Source organism: Lonsdalea iberica (assembly GCF_002111585.1).
GTDB classification, from domain to species: Bacteria; Pseudomonadota; Gammaproteobacteria; order Enterobacterales; family Enterobacteriaceae; genus Lonsdalea; species Lonsdalea iberica.
Map to the genome: position 1 here is coordinate 66,889 of NZ_LUTP01000008.1, position 20,572 is coordinate 87,460.

Genomic DNA, 20,572 nt, shown 5'->3' on the forward strand with positions numbered 1-20,572 from the left:
TCCTTTCCTGTGTTGACCGCCAGTCTGTCCAGCGACCCACGGGAAGCGCCCGTCGCGTGGCGAAATGATGTCGGACGAGTTGACAGGATATTTATGCAAAACAGCTCATTAGCACTCCGGGAGCTACGTGCGGTGGCTCACACGATGCGTCGCTCGGGGTTAACCCAGATAGAGATCGGGGGCAGCGATTACCATGTTCGCCTGAGGTTTGAACCGGCTTGCGGTGTCACGGCTGCGATGTCCGCTGGCGCGCGGGCAGACGAAGAGGGGCCGCAGACTGAGATTCTGCGAGCCTGCATGCCCGGCACGGTCTGTTTGCACTATCCGGGACGCGAGGAGACGTTTGTTTCGCTCGGCGCCACAGTTCGGGAAGGCGCGCTGCTGGCGCTATTGAAAGTTGGGCTGGCCTACCTGCCGGTGCTGAGTCCGGCCGATGGCACGGTCACGTCGATGCCGGTCAGGCAAGGCGATGCGGTCGAGTATGACAGCGTCATCCTCACCCTGAGAAAAACAGAGGGCTAATGATGAAATCGATAGATTTGAATGCCGATATCGGCGAAGGCTTTGGTGACTATCAGATCGCGGATGACGCGGCGCTGATGCCGCTGATCACCTCGGCCAATGTCGCCTGTGGGTTTCACGCCGGCGACGCGGCGATCATGGCGAAAACCGTCGCACTGGCCAAACAACATCACGTCGATCTCGGCGCTCACGTCGGGTTTCCCGACCTGATGGGATTCGGCCGCCGTCGTATGCAGATCGACCCGGACACGCTGGCGCACTATGTCACCTATCAGCTCGGCGCCCTGTCGGCGTTCGCCCACGCGGCGCGTTACCCATTGACCCATATGAGCTTTCACGGCGCTCTCGGCAACATGGTATCGGAGGATGAAGCGCTGGCGGACGTCCTGCTCCGTGCGGTCAAAACCTTCGATCCGAACATAATTATCAGCACGATGGCGGGAAATGCGGTGGATCGCGTGGCGCGGCGCCTCGACTTACGCATGGTGTGCGTTTTTCTGGCCGATCGCGCCTATGAAAGTAACGGACTGCTGGTCAGCCGCGCCAAGCCGGGCGCGGTCATACACGATACGGAACAGGTCAAGGCGAGGGTTCGCCGTTTGCTGACGGAAGGCACCATTGAGAGCATCGATGGCGACACGCTGACGCTCGATGTCTCCTCGATTCTGGTGCACGGCGATACGCCTGAGGCGATCGAGATGGTTAAAACGCTGCGCGCGACGATTGAAGAAACCGGCCTGCGTATTGCGCCGGTTTCAGAGCAAATTCGTCAGCAGAGCTGGGAGCAAACCTCGTTATAAGTCGTCCTTATCGCCTCACACCGTTTATGTCTTATGCTTGCTTGCCATGGCTAGTTAGAGTAGGAAAAAAGAGGGGGCACCGAACACGGATGTCCTTTCATCTTACAAGGAGATTGAAAATGCCATTTTCAGATTATAAAACTGCATTGGTGACTGGCGCATCAGCCGGTATTGGCGAAGCCATTGTCGAACGCCTGTGTCAGGAAGGGCTGACGGTCCATGCGGTGGCGCGCCGCAAAGAGCAACTGGACGCGCTGGCGGCCCGCACCGGCTGTATCCCCCATGCTATCGACGTCAGCGATACGGATGCGCTGACGCGCTTGTGCAGTGAAATTCAGGTCGATGTGCTGGTCAACAACGCCGGCGTTTCCCGGTCTGGCTCCATTCTGGATGCCGATGAAGAGGTGATCGATACGTTAGTGGATGTCAATCTGCGAGCGGTGTTGCACCTCAGCCGCTTAGTGGTGCCAGGCATGAAGGCGCGAAACTGCGGGCACGTCATTAACGTCACTTCTATCGCTGCGGTCTATAACTTCAACGGCAACTCCATCTATCACGCCACCAAAGCGGGCGTGCATGCCCTGTCGCGTCAACTGCGATTGGATTGTTACGGCAAAATGGTTCGGGTAACTGAACTCTGCCCCGGCCGCGTCGCGACTGACATTATCGGTATTGCGATGGGCGATATTGAAGATGCCCGTCGTCGCTACATTGATGGTTTCGATTTACCGACGCCGAAGGATATCGCGGATACCGTGGCATTCGTCCTTGCTGCGCCGGTCAACGTTAACTTCGGTCATATTGAAATTACGCCGACCACACAGGTCATGGGCGGTTTGTCGACCATGCGGCCGGGCGATTCCATAGAGTAAATATCAGAACCATCAGGCGCTGAGGGAGACCAAACGATGACGCTCGATTTTTCCGCTGTTTTCACCGATCAATTTGGATCGATGCTCGGCGAGGGGGTCATCGTTACCCTGAAGCTAGCGCTGGGGTCCTGGTTGCTGGCTATGACGCTGGCGCTGCTGTTGGTCGTGGTCCGCCTGACGCATAAACGTACGGCGGTTTTCCTGGTGTCGGCCTACGTGTCTTACCACCGTAACGTGCCGACGCTGATTCAGCTGATGATGTGGTACTTCGCGATCCCCACGCTGCTGCCGGAGTCGGTGCAGATGTGGATCAACGACTTTAACGCGGAGTTCCTGTTCTCGATGTTTGCGCTGGGTCTGTGTCAGGCTGCCTATTTCTCCGAGGATATCCGCAGCGGGCTGCGGGCGATCCCGGATGGGCAAAACGAGGCGGCGCGCGCGCTGGGCATGAGTTACGGTCGCGCGATGCGGCTGGTTATCCTGCCGCAGGGGCTGCGTAACTCACTGCCGTCGTTAATCAATCACACCGTACTGCTGTTCAAGAACACCAGCCTGGCGATGGTCATCGGCGTCGCGGAGCTGACCTACGTCACTCGCGATATCGAAAACCAAACGTTCCGTACCTTCGAGTCTTATCTGGTGGCCTCCGTCGGCTATTTGATCTTCTCTTTGCTGCTGATGGGCGCTGGCGCGTTGCTGGCTCGCCATTTCCAGCGCGTCTATGCGAGGTAATCCCGTGGCCGATATCTTCACGATTTTACACGACAACGGGATGCTGTTTCTGATGGGGCAGTATCCAAATGGCCCCCTTGGCGGCGTGCTGTGTACGTTATTGATCTCCGTGCTGGCGATGTTGTTCGCCTTCCCCGTAGGCATGCTGTTGGGCATGGCGCGCATTTCCCCTTTTCGCTGGTTACGCTGGCCGGCGGCTTGCTGGGTCTACGCGCTGCGCGGCATTCCGCTGCTCATGGTGGTGTTCTGGACCTACTTCTGCATCCCTTTGTTGATCGGCCATAACATTAGCGGCTTCGCGACGATGCTGTGCACGCTGGTGATTTACGAAAGCGCCTACATTGCCGAGATCATTCGCGGCGGCATTCAGGCGCTGCCGTCCGGGCAGTACGAAGCGTCGCGGGCTTTAGGCATGAGCTATGTCAAAACCTTCCGCATGGTGATCCTGCCGCAGGCGCTCTACAACACCTTGCCCAGTCTGGTGAGCCAACTGGTGTCCATCATCAAGGACAGCACGCTGGGCTATGTGATCAACGTGCCGGAGCTGACTTTTGCCGCCAATCAGGTCAACAATCAACTGCTGACCAAGCCGTTTCAGGTGTTCGCGATTGTCGCGCTGAGCTACTACGTGATCTGCTTCAGTCTGACCTGGCTGGCTAACCGGCTGGAGGCGCACGTGGCGCGCAAACGGCGTAATGAAAACCCCGCCGCCGCGCCGGCCGAAAAAACCGAATTATTGACCGAAACTCCGTCGCTATAAGGAATGCATGATGAGACCGATGATTATGTTTAACCAGGTCAGCAAATGGTATGGCGATTATCAGGCGTTGACCGATTTGAATGCCGAGATCAAAAGCGGCGAGGTCGTGGTGGTTTGCGGACCGTCGGGGTCCGGCAAGTCAACGCTGATTCGGACGGTCAACCGTTTGGAGCCGATAGAAAAAGGACAGATCCTGTTCGACGGTATCGATATCCACGGCACCAGCACCCGGCTCAACCAACTGCGTACGCGCATTGGCTTTGTGTTCCAGAACTTCAACCTGTTCCCGCACGTCTCGGTGATGGACAACATCATGATGTCGCCGGTGAAAGTGCTGGGCGTCAAACGTTCGGAAGCGCGCAAGCATGCGGGCGAACTGCTGGAGCGCGTCGGGTTGGCGCACAAGGCGAGCGCCTATCCGGCGCAGCTTTCCGGCGGTCAGCAGCAGCGCGTGGCGATAGCCCGCGCGCTGGCGATGAAGCCGCCGGTGATGCTGTTCGACGAACCGACCTCGGCGCTGGACCCGGAGATGGTGGGGGAGGTGCTGAACGTCATGCGCGGGCTGGCGCAGGAAGGCATGACGATGATGTGCGTGACCCATGAGATGAATTTCGCCCGCGACGTGGCGGACACCGTCTGGTTCATGGATCAGGGCCAGATTCTGGAAAAGGCCGCGCCTGAAAACTTCTTTCGATCGCCGCAGCACCCGCGCGCGCAGCGCTTTCTGAGCGATCTGCGCCAGCACTAAGGCTTATCCACCGTGGCACTCTATCGCGCCGTCTCTGGTGAATACGACGGCGCGAGCCTGTTGCTTCTTCCTGTCCTTCGCTGTCCCGGTGGTGCCCCCGTCGCGCGGGTTTCGTCCGTTTCACTACTGTTTTTGCGGCGAATCTTTCTGCATATCGTCCAGCGCCATATTTAACGCCAGCACGTTAACCGTCGCTTCGCCGATAAAGTCGGGACGCGACGGCTGCGTGTGCGCATGCACCAGACGCCGCACAGCGTCTTCCGGCAGATGACGAGCGGACGCCACCCGAGGCACCTGCCATAGCGCGGCTTGGGGTGAAATGTGCGGGTCCAGACCGCTGGCGGAGGCGGTGACCAGCTCGACGGGAACCATGCTGCTCGCCTGCGGATTGGCGGCGCGCAGGTCCGTCACGCGCTGTTTGAAATCCTGGTCCAGCGCCGGATTGCTCGCCGCCAGATTGCTGCCGGAAGAGGCCTGCGGGTTGTAAGGCGTGTCGGCGGTCGCCGACGGGCGGCCGTGGAAATAATCCGTCCGAGTAAAATGCTGGCCGATTAAGGCTGAACCGCGAAGCTGTCCGTCGCGTTCGATCAGCGACCGCCGGCGGTGTCTGGAAAGGCCAACAGAGATAACGACGTCGTCAACAGCGGATAGGCTGCGCCAGTGATGACGGCCAGCAGGACAAACAGAGAAATCGTAGGACGTATCAGGTTCATACTTTGGCTCCTCAGCCCAGACCCAGAACGATCAACAGCATATCGATCAGTTTGATGCCGATAAACGGCGCCGCGAGGCCGCCCGCGCCGTAAATCCACAGATTACGGCTCAGCAGCGACGCCGCCGACATCGGCCGGTAGCGAACGCCTTTGAGCGCCAGCGGGATCAGCAGCACGATAATCAGCGCGTTGAAAATCACCGCGGAAAGGATGGCCGAGTTCGGCGAGTGCAGATGCATCACGTTCAGGTTGTCGAGCTGAGGATAGGTTGCGGCAAACGCCGCGGGGATAATGGCGAAATACTTGGCCACATCGTTGGCGATGCTGAAGGTGGTCAGCGATCCCCGCGTCATCAGCATCTGTTTACCGATGCGCACCACCTCCAGCAGCTTGGTGGGATTGGAGTCCAAATCCACCATATTGCCCGCTTCTTTGGCCGCCTGCGTCCCCGAGTTCATCGCCACCGCTACGTCTGCTTGCGCCAGCGCGGGCGCATCGTTGGTGCCGTCGCCGGTCATCGCCACCATGCGGCCTTCGGCTTGATACTGACGGATCAGGGCCAGCTTGGCTTCCGGCGTCGCTTCCGACAAAAAGTCATCGACCCCGGCCTCGGCGGCGATGGCGGCTGCCGTGAGCGGGTTATCGCCGGTGACCATTACCGTTTTGATCCCCATCCGGCGCAGTTCGGCAAAGCGTTCCCTGATGCCGCCTTTGACGATGTCTTTCAGCGCCACCACCCCCATCACGGCGTTATCCTCCGCCACGATCAGCGGCGTTCCGCCAGAGCGCGCCACCGACTCCACCAGCGCATTGACCGCAGAGGGGAACTGTCCGCCCTGGCTTTCGACGTGACGGCGAATAGCGTCGGCCGCGCCTTTACGCAACCGCGTCGAACCAATATTCACGCCGCTCATGCGGGTCTGCGCGGTAAAGGGAATGAACGTGGCGTTCAGGCTCTGCAGGTCGCGCTCGCGCAGCTTGAATCGCTGTTTGGCCAGCACCACAATGCTGCGGCCTTCCGGGGTTTCATCCGCCAGCGACGCCAGCTGAGCGGCGTTCGCCAGCGCCGCTTCCGTGATGCCGGGCGCAGGCAGAAACTGGCTGGCCTGCCGGTTGCCCAGCGTGATGGTGCCGGTTTTATCCAGCAGCAGCACATCGACATCCCCCGCGGCTTCTACTGCGCGTCCGCTGGTGGCGATGACATTGGCGGCCAGCATCCGGCTCATCCCCGCAATCCCAATCGCCGACAGCAATGCGCCGATGGTGGTCGGGATCAGACAGACCAGTAGAGCCACCAGCACGATGACGCTGACCGGCGAGCCGCTCCAGGCTGAGAAGGGGTACAGCGTCGCGGTCGCCAGTAGGAAGACGATGGTCAGTGCGATCAGCAGGATAGAGAGCGCGATCTCATTGGGCGTTTTGCGGCGCGTGGCGCCTTCGACCATCGCGATCATGCGGTCCAGAAAAGTCTCGCCGGGGTTGACGCTGCACTGGATCACCAGCCAGTCGGAGAGGATGTGCGTTCCGCCCGTCACTGAGGCGAAATCGCCCCCGGCCTCGCGAATAACGGGCGCGGATTCGCCGGTGATCGCGCTTTCATCCACGGAGGCGCCGCCCGCCAGCACTTCGCCGTCGCAGGGGATAATGTCGCCAGCTTCCGCCAGCACCCAATCGCCTTTTCGCAGGCTGTCGGCTGCTACCTGTTGGTTCGGCGCGTCGTGTTTCGGCTCCGCCAGTTTTTTCGCCCAGCGGGTGCGTTTGATGCCTTTCAGGCTTTCGGCCTGCGCCTTGCTGCGCCCCTCGGCCAGCGCCTCGGCGTAGTTGGCGAACAGCACGGTAAACCACAACCACAGGCTGATCGCCGCGGTGAACGTCAGTTCACCCGCCTGCCAACCCAGGCTTATGCCGACGGCCAGCAGCGTCGCCAGAATGCTGCCCAGGAACACGACGAACATCACCGGATTGCGGTATTGCATCCGAGGGTCGAGCTTCCTGAATGACTCGACCAGCGCGGCGCGCCACAGCGTGTTGCGCGGCTGGGAAAGCGAGTTATGTCCCATAAAAGGTGTCTCCGGCAATGAGTGATGCCATCACTGCAGATGCTCGATAATCGGCCCTAAGGCCAGCGAGGGAATAAAGGTCAGCGCCCCGACCAGCAGCACGGTGCCGATAATCAGCCCGACAAACAGCGCGCCGTGGGTCGGCAGCGTTCCGACGCTGGCGGGTTGCGTAGGGCGGTTTGCCAGCGATCCGGCGATGGCTAGCACGGGGATCATCGGGGCGAATCGACCCATCAGCATGGCGGCGCCCAGCAGCAGGTTGTAGAACGGCGTGTTCGCAGCCAGCCCGGCGAACGCGCTGCCGTTATTGTTGGCGGCGGACGAGAGCGCATACAGCACCTCGGTAAAGCCGTGGGGACCGGGGTTCAATATGCCGGCTTGACCGGCGTCGGTCATCATCGCCAACGCGGTGCCAAGCAGAACCAGCGTTGGGGCGATCAGGATGGCGAGCGCCGTCATTTTCATTTCCGGTACGCCGATTTTTTTTCCCAGATACTCCGGCGTGCGGCCGATCATCAGTCCGGCGACGAACACCGCCAGCAGCACATTCATCAGCATGCCGTACAGGCCGGAGCCCACGCCGCCGAAGACCACTTCGCCAATCTGCATCAGCCCTAGCGGCACCATTCCGCCCAGCGCGGTGAAGGAGTCGTGCATCGCATTGACCGCGCCGCATGAGGCCGCCGTCGTAATGACTGCGAACAAGGCCGATTGCAGGATGCCGAAGCGGCTCTCTTTGCCTTCCCAGTTCAGCACGCTGTCCGCGCCGTAGGCGGCCAGATGCGGATTACCGTCGACTTCGGCCTTCATGACCACGGCCGCGGCGACCACGAACATGATCAGCATCGCCCACAGCACGGTGTGCCCTTGTCGGGTATCACGGATCGCCCGGCCGAATGCCAGACACAGCGCGGCGGGGATCAGCAACATCGCCAGCATCTGCACGAAGTTGGTCAGCGCCGTCGGGTTCTCGAATGGATGCGCCGAGTTGGCGTTAAACGCTCCCCCGCCGTTGACGCCGAGCATTTTGATGGCCTCTTGCGACGCGACGGGTCCCATCGGCAGCGTTTGCTGCACGCCTTCCAGCGTCGTGACGGTCAGGTCAGGGCTGAGGTTTTGCGGCACGCCCTGACTGACCATCAACAGCGCCGTCAGCAGAGACAGCGGCAGCAGCACGAACAGCGTAGTTCGCGTCAGGTCGCGCCACGCGTTGCCTAGCTTGTCGGTCGCATGGCGGGAGAACCCGCGAATCAATGCGAACAGCGCCGCGAAACCGGTTGCTGCCGAGAGGAAGTTCTGCACGGTCAGCCCCATCGTCGTGCTGAAGTGGCTGATGGTGTTTTCCCCAGCGTAAGACTGCCAGTTGGTGTTGCTGACAAAGCTGACGGCGGTGTTCAGCGCCAGATGCCATGACAGTCCCGGTAATCCCTGCGGATTGAGCGGTAGAACCCCTTGTAACATTAGGATGGCGAACAGGACGATGATGCCGAGCAGGTTGAACGCCAGCACCGCCGCCAGATATTGACGCCAGTTCATGTCGCCGTCCGAGATGCCGCACAGTCGCCACACCCCACGCTCAAGCCATGCCGTTCCCGGCAATGCTTTATCGTGAATGAGTCCCGTCAGCAGGCGTCCCAGCGGATGGGCTAATAACAACAGCGCCGCCAGGTAGACGGCGAGGAGTAAAACTGCGTCGGCGGCCATCACAGCGCCTCCGCATGAAACAGGGCGTAAAACAGGTAGCCCAGCAATAAAAAGACCAGCACGATGCCGGCGATGATTCCTGCGCTCACGGTGATTCTCCAGGTGTGAAGGGAATACGGAGGAGCGTAGAGAAAGGGAAATAAAAATGTCGTCAAATTGCGGAGGGGCAGTATAAAAATTTTGTATAAATGGAACGAAAACTTGGCAATGTCGGGTCTGTTAGGGGAGGCGCGATCGACACTGTCGATGTCCGCCGGTTACGCGCCGGGGCCATGAGCTTGCGTCGCGCAGTGTCAAAACGCGCGCAAGCCATGCGGTGAATGCCGTCCGCGCAAAGGGACATGGATAGCGTTGGCCATGCGCTCAATCGGGGGCTTTCGCAGGGTGTTCCTCGGGGATCATGCCGGGAGGCGGCAATAACCGAGCCTGTCGTAGCGCCGCGAGGTTGCCCGATCCTGTGCAGAAGCAGGCAATTTTCAGTTGGCGAATGAGGATGTCAAAATGGGCGATCACTGCCTCGGTGGAGCGGGTGGCGGCCTCAAGAACGCCTGCTGCCTGACCCACGATGTCCGCGCCCAGTCGGAGCGCTTTCGCCGCATCCACGCCGTTGCGAATACCACCGGAAGCGACCAGCGTCGTCTCCGGCAATGCTTGCCGAACCTGTTGTACCGCAGTGACGCTGGGGATGCCCCAGTCGGCAAACGCCATGGCCACCTCCCGGTCGGCGGGATGGTCTGCGCGCTCGGCTTCCACTGCCGCCCAATGGGTGCCGCCCATGCCCGCAATATCGATGGCCTGTACACCCGCGTCGACCAGCATTCGCGCTACCCGCGCCGAAAGACCTGTCCCGACCTCCTTTACCATCACCGGGACGCCGAGATGAGCGGTCGTTCGTGCAATGCAGGCCAGTACCCCGCGCCAGTCCCGATCCCCCTCGGGTTGAACCGCCTCCTGCAACGGATTGAGGTGGATGATGAGGCCGTTGGCTTCCAGTGTTTCCACCGCGCGGCTGGCGAGCGTTAGCCCATCAGATTCCAGCAGTTGGGCGGCGCCGATATTGGCGAGCAACGGGACATTCGGCGCGGCGCGGCGTAATGCGCGCGTCAGCCCCTGACGGTGGTCGGTTCGCAGACTCACGCGCTGCGAACCCACGCCCATAGCGATGCGTAACGACTGCGCCGCTTCCGCCAGATGTCGGTTGATGGCCTCGGCGCGTCTCGCTCCGCCGGTCATGGAACTAATCAGCAGAGGCGCTCGCACCCCGATGCCCAGCAACGTGCTGCTCAGGTCGATGCCCTCAAGGCTTAGCTCCGGCAACGCGCAGTGTTCGAACTGGACGAGATCCCAGCCTGCGGAGGTATGCGAAGCGGCCTTCTGCCTGAGGACGATATCCAGGTGGTCGTTTTTGCGTTGGCTTAGCGCGTCGCTTGGTTTCATTTTTACTCCCTGTCATTTCCCGCTGATGTGTGGCGCGGATTGCCTGAGCGGGCGGACGTTGCCGAGCCGTCAACCCGGTAGCGTAGGGCCGATGTGGCGTAGTATTGAGCGCGAACCGTCAGCATGGTTTTCATCAGTCGTACCCAGACGGGAGCGAATTGCGCCGTCTCCAATAGCGGCCTCAGCATCCTTTCGTAGCCGGAGATTTCAGTCTGAAGAAACGCGACGGCGTTCAACGTGGGATAGCGGCGTTCGAGCTGTACCGCCAGATTATCGGCTTCGCCCGAGGCGCGATCGTTGTCGAGGCCATGCAGATCGTTTTGCAATCGGCCGATGGCGCAGAGGAAGCGCAGGGCGTTCTGAAAGGTCGGTTCGGTCAGCCAGCGCGGCATATCCAGTTCCCACAGCAGCGACAGGCATCCGAACACATTTCGGTAGCCGATGGAGTCGATGCCGTTTCGGAGATGTTCGGCATAAGACCAGCCACCAGGGTCGCTCGCGAGGCGCTTGCCGTTTCGTAAGGCCGTGCTGTATGCCTGTGTGTCGGCCAGCAGCTGTGAATAATCGTGTTTGTGGCAGGCCAGTTGGGCCAGACGATGGCGCAGCGCGGAGCAGCCCTCGGACGCCGTTGGCGCGTCCGGCGTCCGGCCGACGAGGATGCCCTCGACGACGGCGTAGTCGTCGGGTGTTATCGCCGCGCGATCGTGACAATCATCGATCCAGAACAGCAGCGCCATCTCCTGATAGAAAGCAAGCACTCGCGCTTCGTCGTCCGGATCGCGCCCGGTACGGGCGCTCATCGCGATCAGCTCGGGTCGAATACTGTGGAGGATAAATTGTCCTCCCCGGACGGCCTCCACCGCATGCTCGTCGAGAAAGCCGGACAGCGTTTCGCCCCAGGCCTTCACCTGCTGGCAGGCGTCGTCGTGCAGGGTCATCACATCCGTTCTCCTTGCGTTTCTGTTTGTGCGTCGCAAACATCGGCGTGGGGGGAGTTCCAGTTCAGCGCCAGCCAAAGCCCGGCTAGTTCGGTGACCCGCACCACGCGCTGAGGGCAATACAGCTCTTTCCCGATCCACAGCGGCGTAACGGGAAGCTGGTTCGGCTGATAGCGCGCCAGCAACCACTCCCGCGCCCGATCGACGGCTGACGCCAGCTTCTCGCGCAGGTCGGCGTCAACTCTGCCGTTCATGACGTGCAGCGCGAACAGCGCATAGGCGGTCTCTTCCTGCGTCGGCGCAGACCCGGCGCCCCAGCCTCCCGACGGGTGTTGCGCCCCCAGAATCTTGTACAGCACATCATCATCTCGCCACGACGGCATGCCGTGCGCCAGCGCGGCGACGGCATGTGACGTCGGGTACAGCCAGGAGGCGTGCCATTTTTCGTTTTTCCATACGCCATCGGCGCTTTTGCCGTGCTCAATGTAGGCGCGTGCGGCGGGCGCGTCGGTGCCGAGCAGACTTAGCGCGTGCACGGCATGGATCGTCGTCGAAAGCGATGGATTGCGCTCGCCGGGGAAGGTCACGAACAGGTCGCCTTTTTCAAACTGACGCAGCGGATTGAAAGTGAGTGAGTGGCCTGAAAGCTGCAGGACCGCTGCTGCGATGGCGGTATCGTCAGCATCCGACGCAAAAGTCTGTGCTGGCCCCACTCCGTGTGGGGTAAGGATCATCTGGATGCTTGCCGCGAGGGTTTGCACCACGGTGGTGAGCGAGGGAGCAGAAAACAGGCCCGCGAGGTGAAGCGAGTACAGCGACCAGCAGGGTTCGAAAACGTCGATGGGCCAGACGTTCGGCACCACGCCGTCAATGCCGACGCCGGTCGCGCGCGAGGCATTGTGCAGATAATGTGCTGTACGTTCTTGAGGCGCGGCCGAGTTTTCGGCACAGGCGCGACCGAGCCAGACCGCGGTCGCCGATGGGCTAATGCCAACGCTGCCGAATGCGTCTGGCGTGGCCTCGGTCGATGTCCGCCCCCAGGACTCCCAGGAGTGGAACAGAGGGTGCCCTGACGGCACCGCGGTAAGCGATTCCAGTTTTTCCAGCCGCGCGGCTTCCGCCTGATAGAGCGCGCCATAGCGCGGGTAGGCGAGAGCGGGCAGAAGCCTGGTCGCCTGACGGCATAGCAGCGGCAGGATCAGCTCGACGCCGATGGGCGCGTCGTCCGGGATGCCATCGGCATAGGGATCGTTCTCCTGCGTCAAATACGCGTCGGCAGCAGCGAGGGCGGCGGCGGCCCCCTCGGGCTGAGGCTGCGCCTCATGTAGCGCCAGTACTGCCGCTACGGTCGGTACCTGACGATGCAGCGGGAAGTCCGGGCTGCCCCAACCGCCGTCTTCGTGTTGTTGTTCAATCAGCCAGCGATAGGCGCCGGCGCGGTCGGGGGGACTGGGATGCGCGCGCAATAGCTGCGCGGTGTCGTACACCGAAGGGCCGACGTAGCCGCCGTCGTGCATGTCGGACAGCAGCGTATTCAGTTCGGTCAGGATATTTTCAGTTAAAACGTGCATGGTGAGTTCTCCCTATTAGGCACCCCGTCGATGACGAGCGCACCCGGAAATCAGGGCAGCCGTTTAGCCGCCAGTGCAATCAGTTGCGCCAGTTTTTCGGCGCGCGGCCCCAGCGGCGTAATCGCCGTCTCGGCTTCATGGAACAAATCCGAAGCCAGCGAGCGAGCGGCCGCTATCCCCATCAGGGATGCGCAGGTGGGTTTCTGCGCCGCCGCATCTTTGCCTGCGGTTTTCCCGAGCGTAGCGGTGTCCTCGGTGGCGTCGAGAATGTCGTCGATGACCTGTAACGCCAGGCCGAACGAGGCGCTGTAGCGGTCCAGCGCCTCGTAGAGTTCGCGGTGTTCGTCGTCGTCGATAACCGTGCAGAGCACCCCCATGCGTACCGACGCGCGAACCAGCGCGCCGCTTTTCATGGCGTGCATTTTGATGATGTGATCCAGCGGTACGCTTTTGCCGACGAGGGCCAAATCGATTGCCTGACCGCCTGCGGCCCCCTCGGTGGACACGGCGCGAGCCAGTTCCTGTACCAGCGCGATGCGGTTTTCTGCGGGAATCGCCAACTGTGTCAGCGTAAGAAAGGCGTGGGCCTGTAATGCGTCCCCGACCAGGATCGCCGTCGCTTCGTCGAACTTCACATGCACCGTGGGCAGGCCCCGGCGCAGTACATCGTCATCCATCGCGGGGAGATCATCATGAACCAGCGTGCAGGCATGCATCATTTCGATCGCGGCGCCGATGCCGTGCAGAAGGGGCGCGGGAGTGTCATTCAGCGCTCCCGCGGCTTGGGTCAGCAGCGCTCGGGTACGCTTACCGCCCTGTAGCGTGGCATATCGCATTGCCTCGGACAGACGGGTGCTCTGGTCGTAGTCCGAAGGTAAAAGCGCTGCCAGCGCATGCTCGATGTGCTTGGCGTTGGTTTTCATCCATACGTTCACGTCCTGCGTATGAAGGGGCTGCCCCCCGTAGGAGCCCGTTTCACGGGCGCCGAGGGCGGACTTCGGGTTCTTGCGCCTGTTGGTGAGGATATTCATCATCTTCGATCCCATAGTTTCCGTGTCATCAATCAAGAGCGTGGGTCAGTCCGTCTGGACGCTGTGCCTCAACGCACAAGACGCCCCCCGCGATAGTGGGCTTCCCTCGCCGTTCGTCCGGCGTTTTTCGTAACTCGGTCGCCCTCTGCCTTCACTCCGATAGGCGTCTGCCCGACTCTTTCGAAAAGGCGATGCGAATCCCCATCGAAGGATGCGCGGTGGGGTAGTAGTGAGTGCCTTTATCGGGGTCGTTCAGGAGCTGCGGCCGCCGCCCGGCACGGCGCAAGGTCAGCGCCAGCGCCACGCTGAACTGCATCAGTTCCAACCACGCCAGGTGATAGCCGATGCAGACATGCGGCCCCGTCCCGAATTGCAGCGCGTCGATGGATTTGATCGACTCCGTCCTGTTCAGCCAGCGCTCCAGCCGAAACTCATCAGGCTGCTCGTGCAGCCGGGAGGAGTGCGACAGGTGCAGAAGCGGAATGCACAGATTGGTGCCTGCCTGGATGCGGTGACCGGCGATGTCGAGATCTTGCACGGCGCGTCGGGGCAAAAGCGTCGTGGGCGGATGCAGGCGCGCCGTCTCCCGGAAGACCGCTTCCGCGATCGGATATCGCGCCAGATCGCTGTGCTGGGTGGGGATTCGCCCGTGTCGCTCCGCCTCTTCGCATAGCGACTCCCAGACGTCGGGGCGACGCGCCAGTTCAACGGTTATCCATGCCATTGTCGATGCCGTGGTGTCGTGGCCCGCGAGCACCAGCAGGCGCAGGTTGGCAATCAGCGTATCGTCGGGCAACTGCTGTTCGTTCTGGTCAAACGACGTCACCAATGCGCAGAATAGGCCTGGCTGATCAGGATGGGCGCGCGCATGCCGGATATAGTCCCGCAGCTGTCCGTCAATCCAGTCGCGCGCCGCCCGCCCGCGCCGCAGCGGGGTGCCGGGCAGGTCAATGGGCGGCGCGATAAGCAGACGGATCAGGTCGCGATATTGACGATGCCACTGGGGGAGGTCGCGTGCAGGAATACCCAACAGGCGGAAAATCAGCGTGAGCATCAGGTCGTTGGACTCCCGCAGAATCGAAATCTCGTCCAGCGCGCACCACTGCTGAATACGCTGGTGAATCAGGGGGGCGAAGGTTTCTCCAATGGCCGCTTGCGTCAGCCCTTTCGGTAGAAAGGTCGGCTTGATGGCATCTCGGGCATGTCGGTGCGTCATGCCGTCCTGCGCCACGACCGATCCGCCCAGCATATCGGTCGCCATTTCTTCAATCAGCGCCGACGAAGCCTCTTTGTTTCTCAGTAGTGCGAACACGTCCGGGTGGGTGCTGGTCACGAAGTGCCCCGCAGGACCGAAATCGAGCCAAAAATGGTCGCCATAGGTCTTTTCTCCGTGGCGCAGCAGGCTGGGCAGATTGCACACGATGGCGGGAAGGTGCCCCAGAACGGGAAAAGCGCCCGCCATCATGGGAATGCCCTGCTCTGGACGAGGTCTGCGTTTAAACGGATTTAGCAGCATATCGTCATCTCCATCACGAACGGGGAAGGTCGAGGTCTGGGCTGATGGGCGCAGGACGGCGAATATTGCCGCCGTCGGCGTAGGTGGGCACGTGCGACAGCATCCCTCCGTCGATGCGTATCACCTGACCCGTGATGAACGCGGCGTCCTCGGAGAGGAGAAAAACCACCAGTGCCGCGACGTCTTCCGGCAGCCCGGTACGCGGTAGCAGTTGGTGCCGCATCAGGTGTTGCCGCAGGGTATCGTTCAGCTTGGCCGCCAGACGCTCGGTGATAATCAGTCCCGGCGCCACCGCGTTGCAGCGTATGCCGCTCTGGCCGTACTGCGTCGCCAGGGACGCGGTCAACATGTTCATCCCGGCCTTTGAGGCGGAATAGGAGGTGAGTGCCGTATCGCCGCTCAATCCCTGACATGAGGTCATGTTGATAATGGCGCCGCCCCCGCGGGCGACCATGCCGGGGATAGCCTGACGGCAGCACAGCAGCGTGCCGCGCAGGTTAGTGGCGATAATCTGATCCCAGATGGCGAGGTCCACCTCTAGAATATTGAGATCGCGCGGCGTGAGGTTCATGGCGCTGGCATTGTTGACCAACAAATCGACGCCGCTAAAATGACGCGCTGTCTGGGCGAACAGCGCGGCGACGCTACGTTCGTCCGAGATGTCCACGGACAACGCGATAGCCTCGCCGCCCGCTGCGCGGATACTCTCGGCACAGATCTCGGCGCTATCGCCGTCGATATCCGCTACCACCACGCGCGCCCCTTCCTGAGCGATAGCGGCCGCGCAGGCCTTACCGATACCCGCTCCCGCGCCGGTGACTACAGCGGTTTTACCGTTGAACTTACCCATCGGGCGCTCCTTGTTTTGTACGTCGATGACCTGCTCGTGGATGAGGGGAGGACGTCCCCTCTCGTCGTCGAGGATCTCAATCGCGGCGACCGGGCATTGACTGGCCGCCAGCAACACCTTCTCGCGTAGCGCTTCCGACACGTCGCCCGAATGGCTTCCGCAATGCCATCTTCATCGCGTTGCCAGAACATGCCGGGCAGGGTCAGTACGCACTGTCCCGTCGTGCCGCATAAGTCCGGGTTGACCTTCACTTTCATGTCATTCTCCTGGCGTATCCAAACGGACCGGCAGAGAGCGGAAGGTCCTGAGAAAGGCGGAAGGTTCCCGCTCCGGATCGCCGGCCAGCACAAGGTGTGGGAATCGTGCGTGGATGACGGGCAGGCATTCGGCCAACTGCACTCTCGCCAACTGGGCGCCGAGGCAGAAATGGATGCCGTGACCGAAGCTCAACAGGACGTGGCCGTCGGTGGACATGCCCGGCGCAGTGCCGTGGAAGCGTGACGGGTCGAAGCGGTCCGGGTCGGGGAATGCCGCTGGATCTCGGTTGCCGGACGCGAGGAGCACGCGCACGTCAGCCCCTTCGGGGATGGTGACGTCGCCGAGGGGGATGTCGTACTGAGCGATGCGCGGAATGGAGCTGAACATGGCGGGGGCATCGTAGCGCAGCACTTCCTCGATAAAGGCTTTGACCGATGCCGCGTCGCCATCCAGCCAGCGCCGCTGTTCAGGAAACGCCAGCATGTCGAGAATGGCGTGATCGATCGTTGCGGCGGTGGTGGCGAATCCGCCCAGCAACATGCCCCACAGCATGCTGATGAGCTCCGCATCCGACAGTGTGTCGGCGTCATCATCGTGGGTGGACACCAGCGCCGATACCAGGTCTGACTGGGGGGCGCGCCGCTTTTGCTCTATCAGTCCTTCAAAATAGCGCTGCACCTCCAGGCTGGCCGCGTCCGATGCCGCAAGCTGTTCGTCGCTGGCGTGCGGGTTAAGTCCCTCCAGAATGGTGCGAATGCTGGCGGCGAGCGCGAAAATATCCGCCTGCGTCATACCAAACAGTTCGGCGAAAGTCAGCATGGGCAGCACGACGGAGAAGGCTTCGTGCAGGTTGACGACATCGCCTTTTTCCAGCGAGGACGCGATATCGTCCAGTCGCGAATGAGTCACCCGCACGATGCCGGGTCGCAGGCTGTCGATCTGCCGCACCGTGAAGTCGCGGGAGACAAGTCGACGCAGGCGCGTGTGCGTGGGCGGCTCTTTCATGGCCAGCGTGGAGGCGAGCAGGTTCAGCGACCGGCTGGTCGCCGCCCGAGGGAAAAGGCGGGCTAAATCCTCGGCGGACGGGCCCCGGAAGGCGTCTCCAGTTGCTTTCAGCGCCCAGTAAATATCGGCGTGGCGACTCAGCAGAAAAATACCGGAGACTGAGCGATGTACGGGATCGTGCTCACGCAGCCAGCGCATATAGTCATACGGATTCGCGTTATTGTCCGGCGCAGCCAGCGCAGCGAATGCATCCCGGTAGGCGGCTGCCGATGGGGTTGAATGTTCTTGAGTGCTCATAAGTGACCTCACGCCTGTTCTGCAAGCGTTAGCGGAGAACAGGACAAATAACAACGGCCCTAAGGGGGCTGGTTTGGACGTTACAGATATACGGGGAACGTCTCGAATCCGCCCGTAATGATCTCTTTGCGCAGCGTGAGCTGACTCGAAGGAACGGCCAGACGTAGCTGAGGGAACCGCTGGAAAATCGAGCCGAACACAATACGTAGCTCCAGCCGCGCCAGCGCGACGCCGACGCAGTAGTGCGGTCCGTGGGAAAAGGCGAGGTGAGGTTTTTTGTCGCGCCCGATATCAAACACTTCCGGGTCTTTGAATTGCCGAGGGTCGAAGGAGGTCGCCGGCAGCCCGACCAGAACTTTGCTCTCCGCGGCGATGTGGACGCCCGCAATCGTCACGTCCGTGCGCGGATAGCGCATGATGCCGTCCCAGCCCGCGCCAGGAGGGTACATTCGCAGGATCTCCTCCACGGCCTGATCCACGATCGACGGATCGTCAATCAGCCGCTGACGTTGATCGGGGTGTTCAAACAGGGCCAGCAGACCGAACTCGATCTGCGCTACGGCGCTTTCATGCCCTGCCACCAGCATACCTGCCGCCAATCCCAGCGCTTCTTCTTCCGTCGCTTTTCCCTGATCGACCGCCGTCATGAGATCCGTCAGCAGATCGTCTTTGGGCGTTTCCCGTTTGGCATGCATGTTCCGGCGAATGTATTCGCGAAGGGCTTCCCATGCCACGCGGGAGTCGTCACGCGCGCCCGTTTCGTGCTGGTGAGTCATCGCTTCGTCGGAAAGTCCGGCGAAGTAGGTGTGGTCTTCGAATGGCACGCCCATCAAGGCGCAAATCACCATCGCAGGCAGGGAGAATGACAGGTGTTTACGCAGGTCTAACGGCTGCGGGCTGGATGCCATCTCGTCAAACAGGCGAAAGGCGATGACTTCAATCTGCTGGGTCAGCGTTTGTACGCGCCGAGGGCTGAAAGCTGGCCCGACAATGGCGCGCAGACGGCTGTGCTCAGCGCCTTCGTGAGAGACCAGCCAGCCAGGAGAGCCCAGAATCACGGAGTCCGGCGTAAATTCGGCGGGCGGCATGCCTGCAGGACGAAAACGCTCATCGTTCAGGATGGTCTTGGCTTCATTGTACCCGGTCACCCACCAGCCTCATGGCCGGAGGGGAAACGAACGCGGTGGATGGGTCCGCGTGAGCGCAGCGCCAGCATCTCCGGCGACGGCTCGATATGGTTGACGCGCCACATCGGCAATTGTACTGGGTGATTTTCAAGCATGGGTTCCCTCCATTTTCTGTGGTGTGTTCCTGAAAGAGACCGGTAAGGTCAACGGGCAACGAATGACGTAGGACGGCATATAGCTGATGTCCTCGTCGGCCGTCGCCAGCGCGAGATCGGTGAAATGCGTGAATAAGGCGGGAAGTGCGCTCATGAGCTCCAGCCGCGCCAGCGCGGCGCCGAGACAAAAATGAGGGCCTTGCCCGAAGGATAAATGACGGTTGTTCTTGCGGGTGATATCGAACTGGCTGGCATTCGGGCCGAACTCGTTCGGGTCGCGGTTCGCCGCGTGGAATGCCATCAGGACGGCGTCTCCCCGGCGGATGTGGCGGCCGCCGATATCCATATCTTCCATCGCGTAGCGGAACGGCAGATAGGCGACGCTGCTGCCCCAGCGCAAGATTTCCTCGATAGCCTGTTCCCAGGAGATAGCGCCGTTACGCAGCATCTGGAGCTGATCGGGATGAGTGAGTAATGCCTGCACGCCGTTGCCGATGACGCCGGAAGTGGTGATGAACCCCGCCGAAAGCACCATGAACAGCATGTCGAGCAGCTCAGTATCAGACGTTAGCTCACCGTTGTCGCGTGCAAGAATCAGCGCGGACGCCAGATCGTCGCTTAAATTAAGTTGTTTAGTTTTAACCAGTTGGTCGAAAAAACGGGGTATGCGCTCCCTCGTTGCACGAGCCTCTTCCGGCGTCGCCTCGGTGCTGGCTAGGCTGTTGGTCAAGCCGACGATTTCGGCTCGGAGCTGGTCCGGCAGGCCAAACAGTTCGGTGATAACCATGGTGGGAAGCGGGATGGCGAAATTGGCCATCAAATCGACCGGAGAGCCCTGTTGCTTCATGGCGGCAATGAGCTCGGCGACCCGCTGTTCAATGCTTGGTCGCATCTGTGCAATGCGCTGCGGCGTAAAAGATTTCGACAGGACGCCCCGCAGCCGTTTGTGATCGGCACCGTGGGCGGTGACCATGTTATCGAGGCGGCACATCCCGATGAGGGGATGATTCTCCGGAATTTCTCCCTCTTGCAAGGCGCGCCAATGACGCCAGTCACGGGTGAATCTCGGGTCGGCGACAATTTGCCGGAGAGTGTGATGGTGGCTGATCGCCCAAGTGTTGATGTTACCGGGGAGCGAGACGCCGGCAATGGGACCCTTCTGCAAAAGCCGAGCAGATGTCGAGTCCAGATCTGCCGGATTGGATGAAATAGTGGTGATGTCTCTCTCGCAGAATGCGCTTCCATTTCGCATGCATCGACCTCCGTGTCGAAGAAATACCCAAGTAATATTGAACAAATCGTTTAATAAAATTTAGGGTTATGGTCATGTACTTCGTCGCGTCTTGCTGGCGAAAAAAATAAAAATAATCAACTTAATATATGGTTGATTTTTAAACTTTAAACCGCGTTTTTTTAACTTAGATCAAGAAAAAAGCACTGTAAAGCATTTTTAAGGGTGGGGGGGTTAAGGATATG

Annotated in this window: 19 protein-coding genes and 1 pseudogene; 6 read left to right on the forward strand and 14 right to left on the reverse strand. The window is 60.9% G+C overall.

Translation table 11 applies throughout. The features are described from left to right. Window positions 1-93: 93 nt before the first annotated feature. The 6 genes from AU511_RS04850 to AU511_RS04875 all read left to right on the forward strand — a co-directional run bounded on the left by AU511_RS04850 (window position 94) and on the right by AU511_RS04875 (window position 4,434). On the forward strand, window positions 94-522 hold the full coding sequence (locus tag AU511_RS04850) for an acetyl-CoA carboxylase biotin carboxyl carrier protein (protein WP_094108954.1): 429 nt from the start codon (window positions 94-96) through the stop codon (window positions 520-522). A gap of 2 nt (window positions 523-524) precedes the next feature. Further along, window positions 525-1,322 (forward strand): LamB/YcsF family protein, encoded by a 798-nt coding sequence (locus tag AU511_RS04855; protein WP_094108979.1) that lies wholly within the window; start codon window positions 525-527, stop codon window positions 1,320-1,322. Window positions 1,323-1,441: 119 nt separating this feature from the next. Further along, window positions 1,442-2,194, forward strand: a complete 753-nt coding sequence (locus AU511_RS04860) for an SDR family oxidoreductase (RefSeq protein WP_094099967.1) — start codon at window positions 1,442-1,444, stop codon at window positions 2,192-2,194. A gap of 36 nt (window positions 2,195-2,230) precedes the next feature. Continuing rightward, window positions 2,231-2,926 carry an amino acid ABC transporter permease gene (locus AU511_RS04865; protein WP_094108955.1) on the forward strand — a complete coding sequence of 232 codons (696 nt, stop codon included), beginning with the start codon at window positions 2,231-2,233 and terminating at the stop codon, window positions 2,924-2,926. A gap of 4 nt (window positions 2,927-2,930) precedes the next feature. After that, a complete protein-coding gene (locus tag AU511_RS04870) occupies window positions 2,931-3,686 on the forward strand; it encodes an amino acid ABC transporter permease (protein ID WP_094100015.1) in 756 nt (251 codons plus the stop codon). A 10-nt stretch (window positions 3,687-3,696) separates the two neighbouring features. After that, window positions 3,697-4,434 (forward strand): amino acid ABC transporter ATP-binding protein, encoded by a 738-nt coding sequence (locus tag AU511_RS04875; protein ID WP_094099969.1) that lies wholly within the window; start codon window positions 3,697-3,699, stop codon window positions 4,432-4,434. Window positions 4,435-4,557: 123 nt separating this feature from the next. Here the strand turns inward: AU511_RS04875 and kdpC are convergent. The 14 genes and pseudogenes from kdpC to AU511_RS04940 form a co-directional block, all read right to left on the reverse strand. Further along, window positions 4,558-5,147, reverse strand: a pseudogene (gene kdpC / locus AU511_RS04880) (potassium-transporting ATPase subunit KdpC). Between the two features lie 11 nt (window positions 5,148-5,158). After that, window positions 5,159-7,207, reverse strand: a complete 2,049-nt coding sequence (gene kdpB / locus AU511_RS04885; protein WP_094108956.1) for a potassium-transporting ATPase subunit KdpB — start codon at window positions 7,205-7,207, stop codon at window positions 5,159-5,161. Window positions 7,208-7,237: 30 nt separating this feature from the next. Further along, window positions 7,238-8,911: a potassium-transporting ATPase subunit KdpA gene (kdpA, locus tag AU511_RS04890; RefSeq protein WP_094108957.1), complete on the reverse strand. Its 1,674-nt coding sequence runs from the start codon at window positions 8,909-8,911 to the stop codon at window positions 7,238-7,240. After that, window positions 8,911-9,000, reverse strand: a complete 90-nt coding sequence (gene kdpF, locus AU511_RS04895) for a K(+)-transporting ATPase subunit F (protein ID WP_071999802.1) — start codon at window positions 8,998-9,000, stop codon at window positions 8,911-8,913. The genes kdpA and kdpF overlap by 1 nt, the downstream gene beginning before the upstream one ends. Window positions 9,001-9,274: 274 nt before the next feature. Continuing rightward, on the reverse strand, window positions 9,275-10,348 hold the full coding sequence (fni, locus tag AU511_RS04900) for a type 2 isopentenyl-diphosphate Delta-isomerase (RefSeq protein WP_094108958.1): 1,074 nt from the start codon (window positions 10,346-10,348) through the stop codon (window positions 9,275-9,277). Between the two features lie 2 nt (window positions 10,349-10,350). Beyond that, window positions 10,351-11,286 (reverse strand): terpene synthase family protein, encoded by a 936-nt coding sequence (locus AU511_RS04905; protein WP_094108959.1) that lies wholly within the window; start codon window positions 11,284-11,286, stop codon window positions 10,351-10,353. Beyond that, window positions 11,286-12,857, reverse strand: coding sequence for a hypothetical protein (locus AU511_RS04910; protein WP_094108960.1), 1,572 nt, complete (start codon window positions 12,855-12,857; stop codon window positions 11,286-11,288). Before AU511_RS04910 ends, AU511_RS04905 begins: the two co-directional genes overlap by 1 nt. Before the next feature lie 50 nt (window positions 12,858-12,907). Further along, complete coding sequence (locus tag AU511_RS04915) at window positions 12,908-13,891, reverse strand: polyprenyl synthetase family protein (protein WP_100059639.1); 984 nt, start codon at window positions 13,889-13,891, stop codon at window positions 12,908-12,910. Window positions 13,892-14,039: 148 nt separating this feature from the next. Further along, window positions 14,040-15,404, reverse strand: coding sequence for a cytochrome P450 (locus AU511_RS04920; RefSeq protein ID WP_094108961.1), 1,365 nt, complete (start codon window positions 15,402-15,404; stop codon window positions 14,040-14,042). Between the two features lie 13 nt (window positions 15,405-15,417). Further along, window positions 15,418-16,395: an SDR family oxidoreductase gene (locus tag AU511_RS04925; protein WP_240503767.1), complete on the reverse strand. Its 978-nt coding sequence runs from the start codon at window positions 16,393-16,395 to the stop codon at window positions 15,418-15,420. Window positions 16,396-16,512: 117 nt separating this feature from the next. Then, window positions 16,513-17,814 carry a cytochrome P450 gene (locus AU511_RS04930; RefSeq protein ID WP_094108963.1) on the reverse strand — a complete coding sequence of 434 codons (1,302 nt, stop codon included), beginning with the start codon at window positions 17,812-17,814 and terminating at the stop codon, window positions 16,513-16,515. A gap of 80 nt (window positions 17,815-17,894) precedes the next feature. Beyond that, window positions 17,895-18,962, reverse strand: a complete 1,068-nt coding sequence (locus tag AU511_RS04935; protein ID WP_205756419.1) for a cytochrome P450 — start codon at window positions 18,960-18,962, stop codon at window positions 17,895-17,897. Then, window positions 18,959-19,096: a hypothetical protein gene (locus AU511_RS17530; protein ID WP_205756420.1), complete on the reverse strand. Its 138-nt coding sequence runs from the start codon at window positions 19,094-19,096 to the stop codon at window positions 18,959-18,961. Before AU511_RS17530 ends, AU511_RS04935 begins: the two co-directional genes overlap by 4 nt. Continuing rightward, the gene (locus tag AU511_RS04940) at window positions 19,089-20,348 is read right to left on the reverse strand and encodes a cytochrome P450 family protein (RefSeq protein WP_094108964.1); all 1,260 of its coding nucleotides are present in this window, start codon (window positions 20,346-20,348) and stop codon (window positions 19,089-19,091) included. Before AU511_RS04940 ends, AU511_RS17530 begins: the two co-directional genes overlap by 8 nt. Window positions 20,349-20,572: the final 224 nt, after the last annotated feature.

Coding starts and splice junctions, on each gene's coding strand:
- AU511_RS04850 (WP_094108954.1), top strand. CDS start 94: ATGCAAAACAGCTCATTAGCACTCCGGGAGCTACGTGCGGTGGCTCAC.
- AU511_RS04855 (WP_094108979.1), top strand. CDS start 525: ATGAAATCGATAGATTTGAATGCCGATATCGGCGAAGGCTTTGGTGAC.
- AU511_RS04860 (WP_094099967.1), top strand. CDS start 1,442: ATGCCATTTTCAGATTATAAAACTGCATTGGTGACTGGCGCATCAGCC.
- AU511_RS04910 (WP_094108960.1), bottom strand. CDS start 12,857: ATGCACGTTTTAACTGAAAATATCCTGACCGAACTGAATACGCTGCTG.
- AU511_RS04915 (WP_100059639.1), bottom strand. CDS start 13,891: ATGATGAATATCCTCACCAACAGGCGCAAGAACCCGAAGTCCGCCCTC.
- AU511_RS04930 (WP_094108963.1), bottom strand. CDS start 17,814: ATGAGCACTCAAGAACATTCAACCCCATCGGCAGCCGCCTACCGGGAT.
- AU511_RS04865 (WP_094108955.1), top strand. CDS start 2,231: ATGACGCTCGATTTTTCCGCTGTTTTCACCGATCAATTTGGATCGATG.
- AU511_RS04940 (WP_094108964.1), bottom strand. CDS start 20,348: ATGCGAAATGGAAGCGCATTCTGCGAGAGAGACATCACCACTATTTCA.
- fni (WP_094108958.1), bottom strand. CDS start 10,348: ATGAAACCAAGCGACGCGCTAAGCCAACGCAAAAACGACCACCTGGAT.
- AU511_RS04875 (WP_094099969.1), top strand. CDS start 3,697: ATGAGACCGATGATTATGTTTAACCAGGTCAGCAAATGGTATGGCGAT.
- AU511_RS04905 (WP_094108959.1), bottom strand. CDS start 11,286: ATGACCCTGCACGACGACGCCTGCCAGCAGGTGAAGGCCTGGGGCGAA.
- kdpA (WP_094108957.1), bottom strand. CDS start 8,911: ATGGCCGCCGACGCAGTTTTACTCCTCGCCGTCTACCTGGCGGCGCTG.
- AU511_RS04920 (WP_094108961.1), bottom strand. CDS start 15,404: ATGCTGCTAAATCCGTTTAAACGCAGACCTCGTCCAGAGCAGGGCATT.
- AU511_RS17530 (WP_205756420.1), bottom strand. CDS start 19,096: ATGCTTGAAAATCACCCAGTACAATTGCCGATGTGGCGCGTCAACCAT.
- kdpB (WP_094108956.1), bottom strand. CDS start 7,207: ATGGGACATAACTCGCTTTCCCAGCCGCGCAACACGCTGTGGCGCGCC.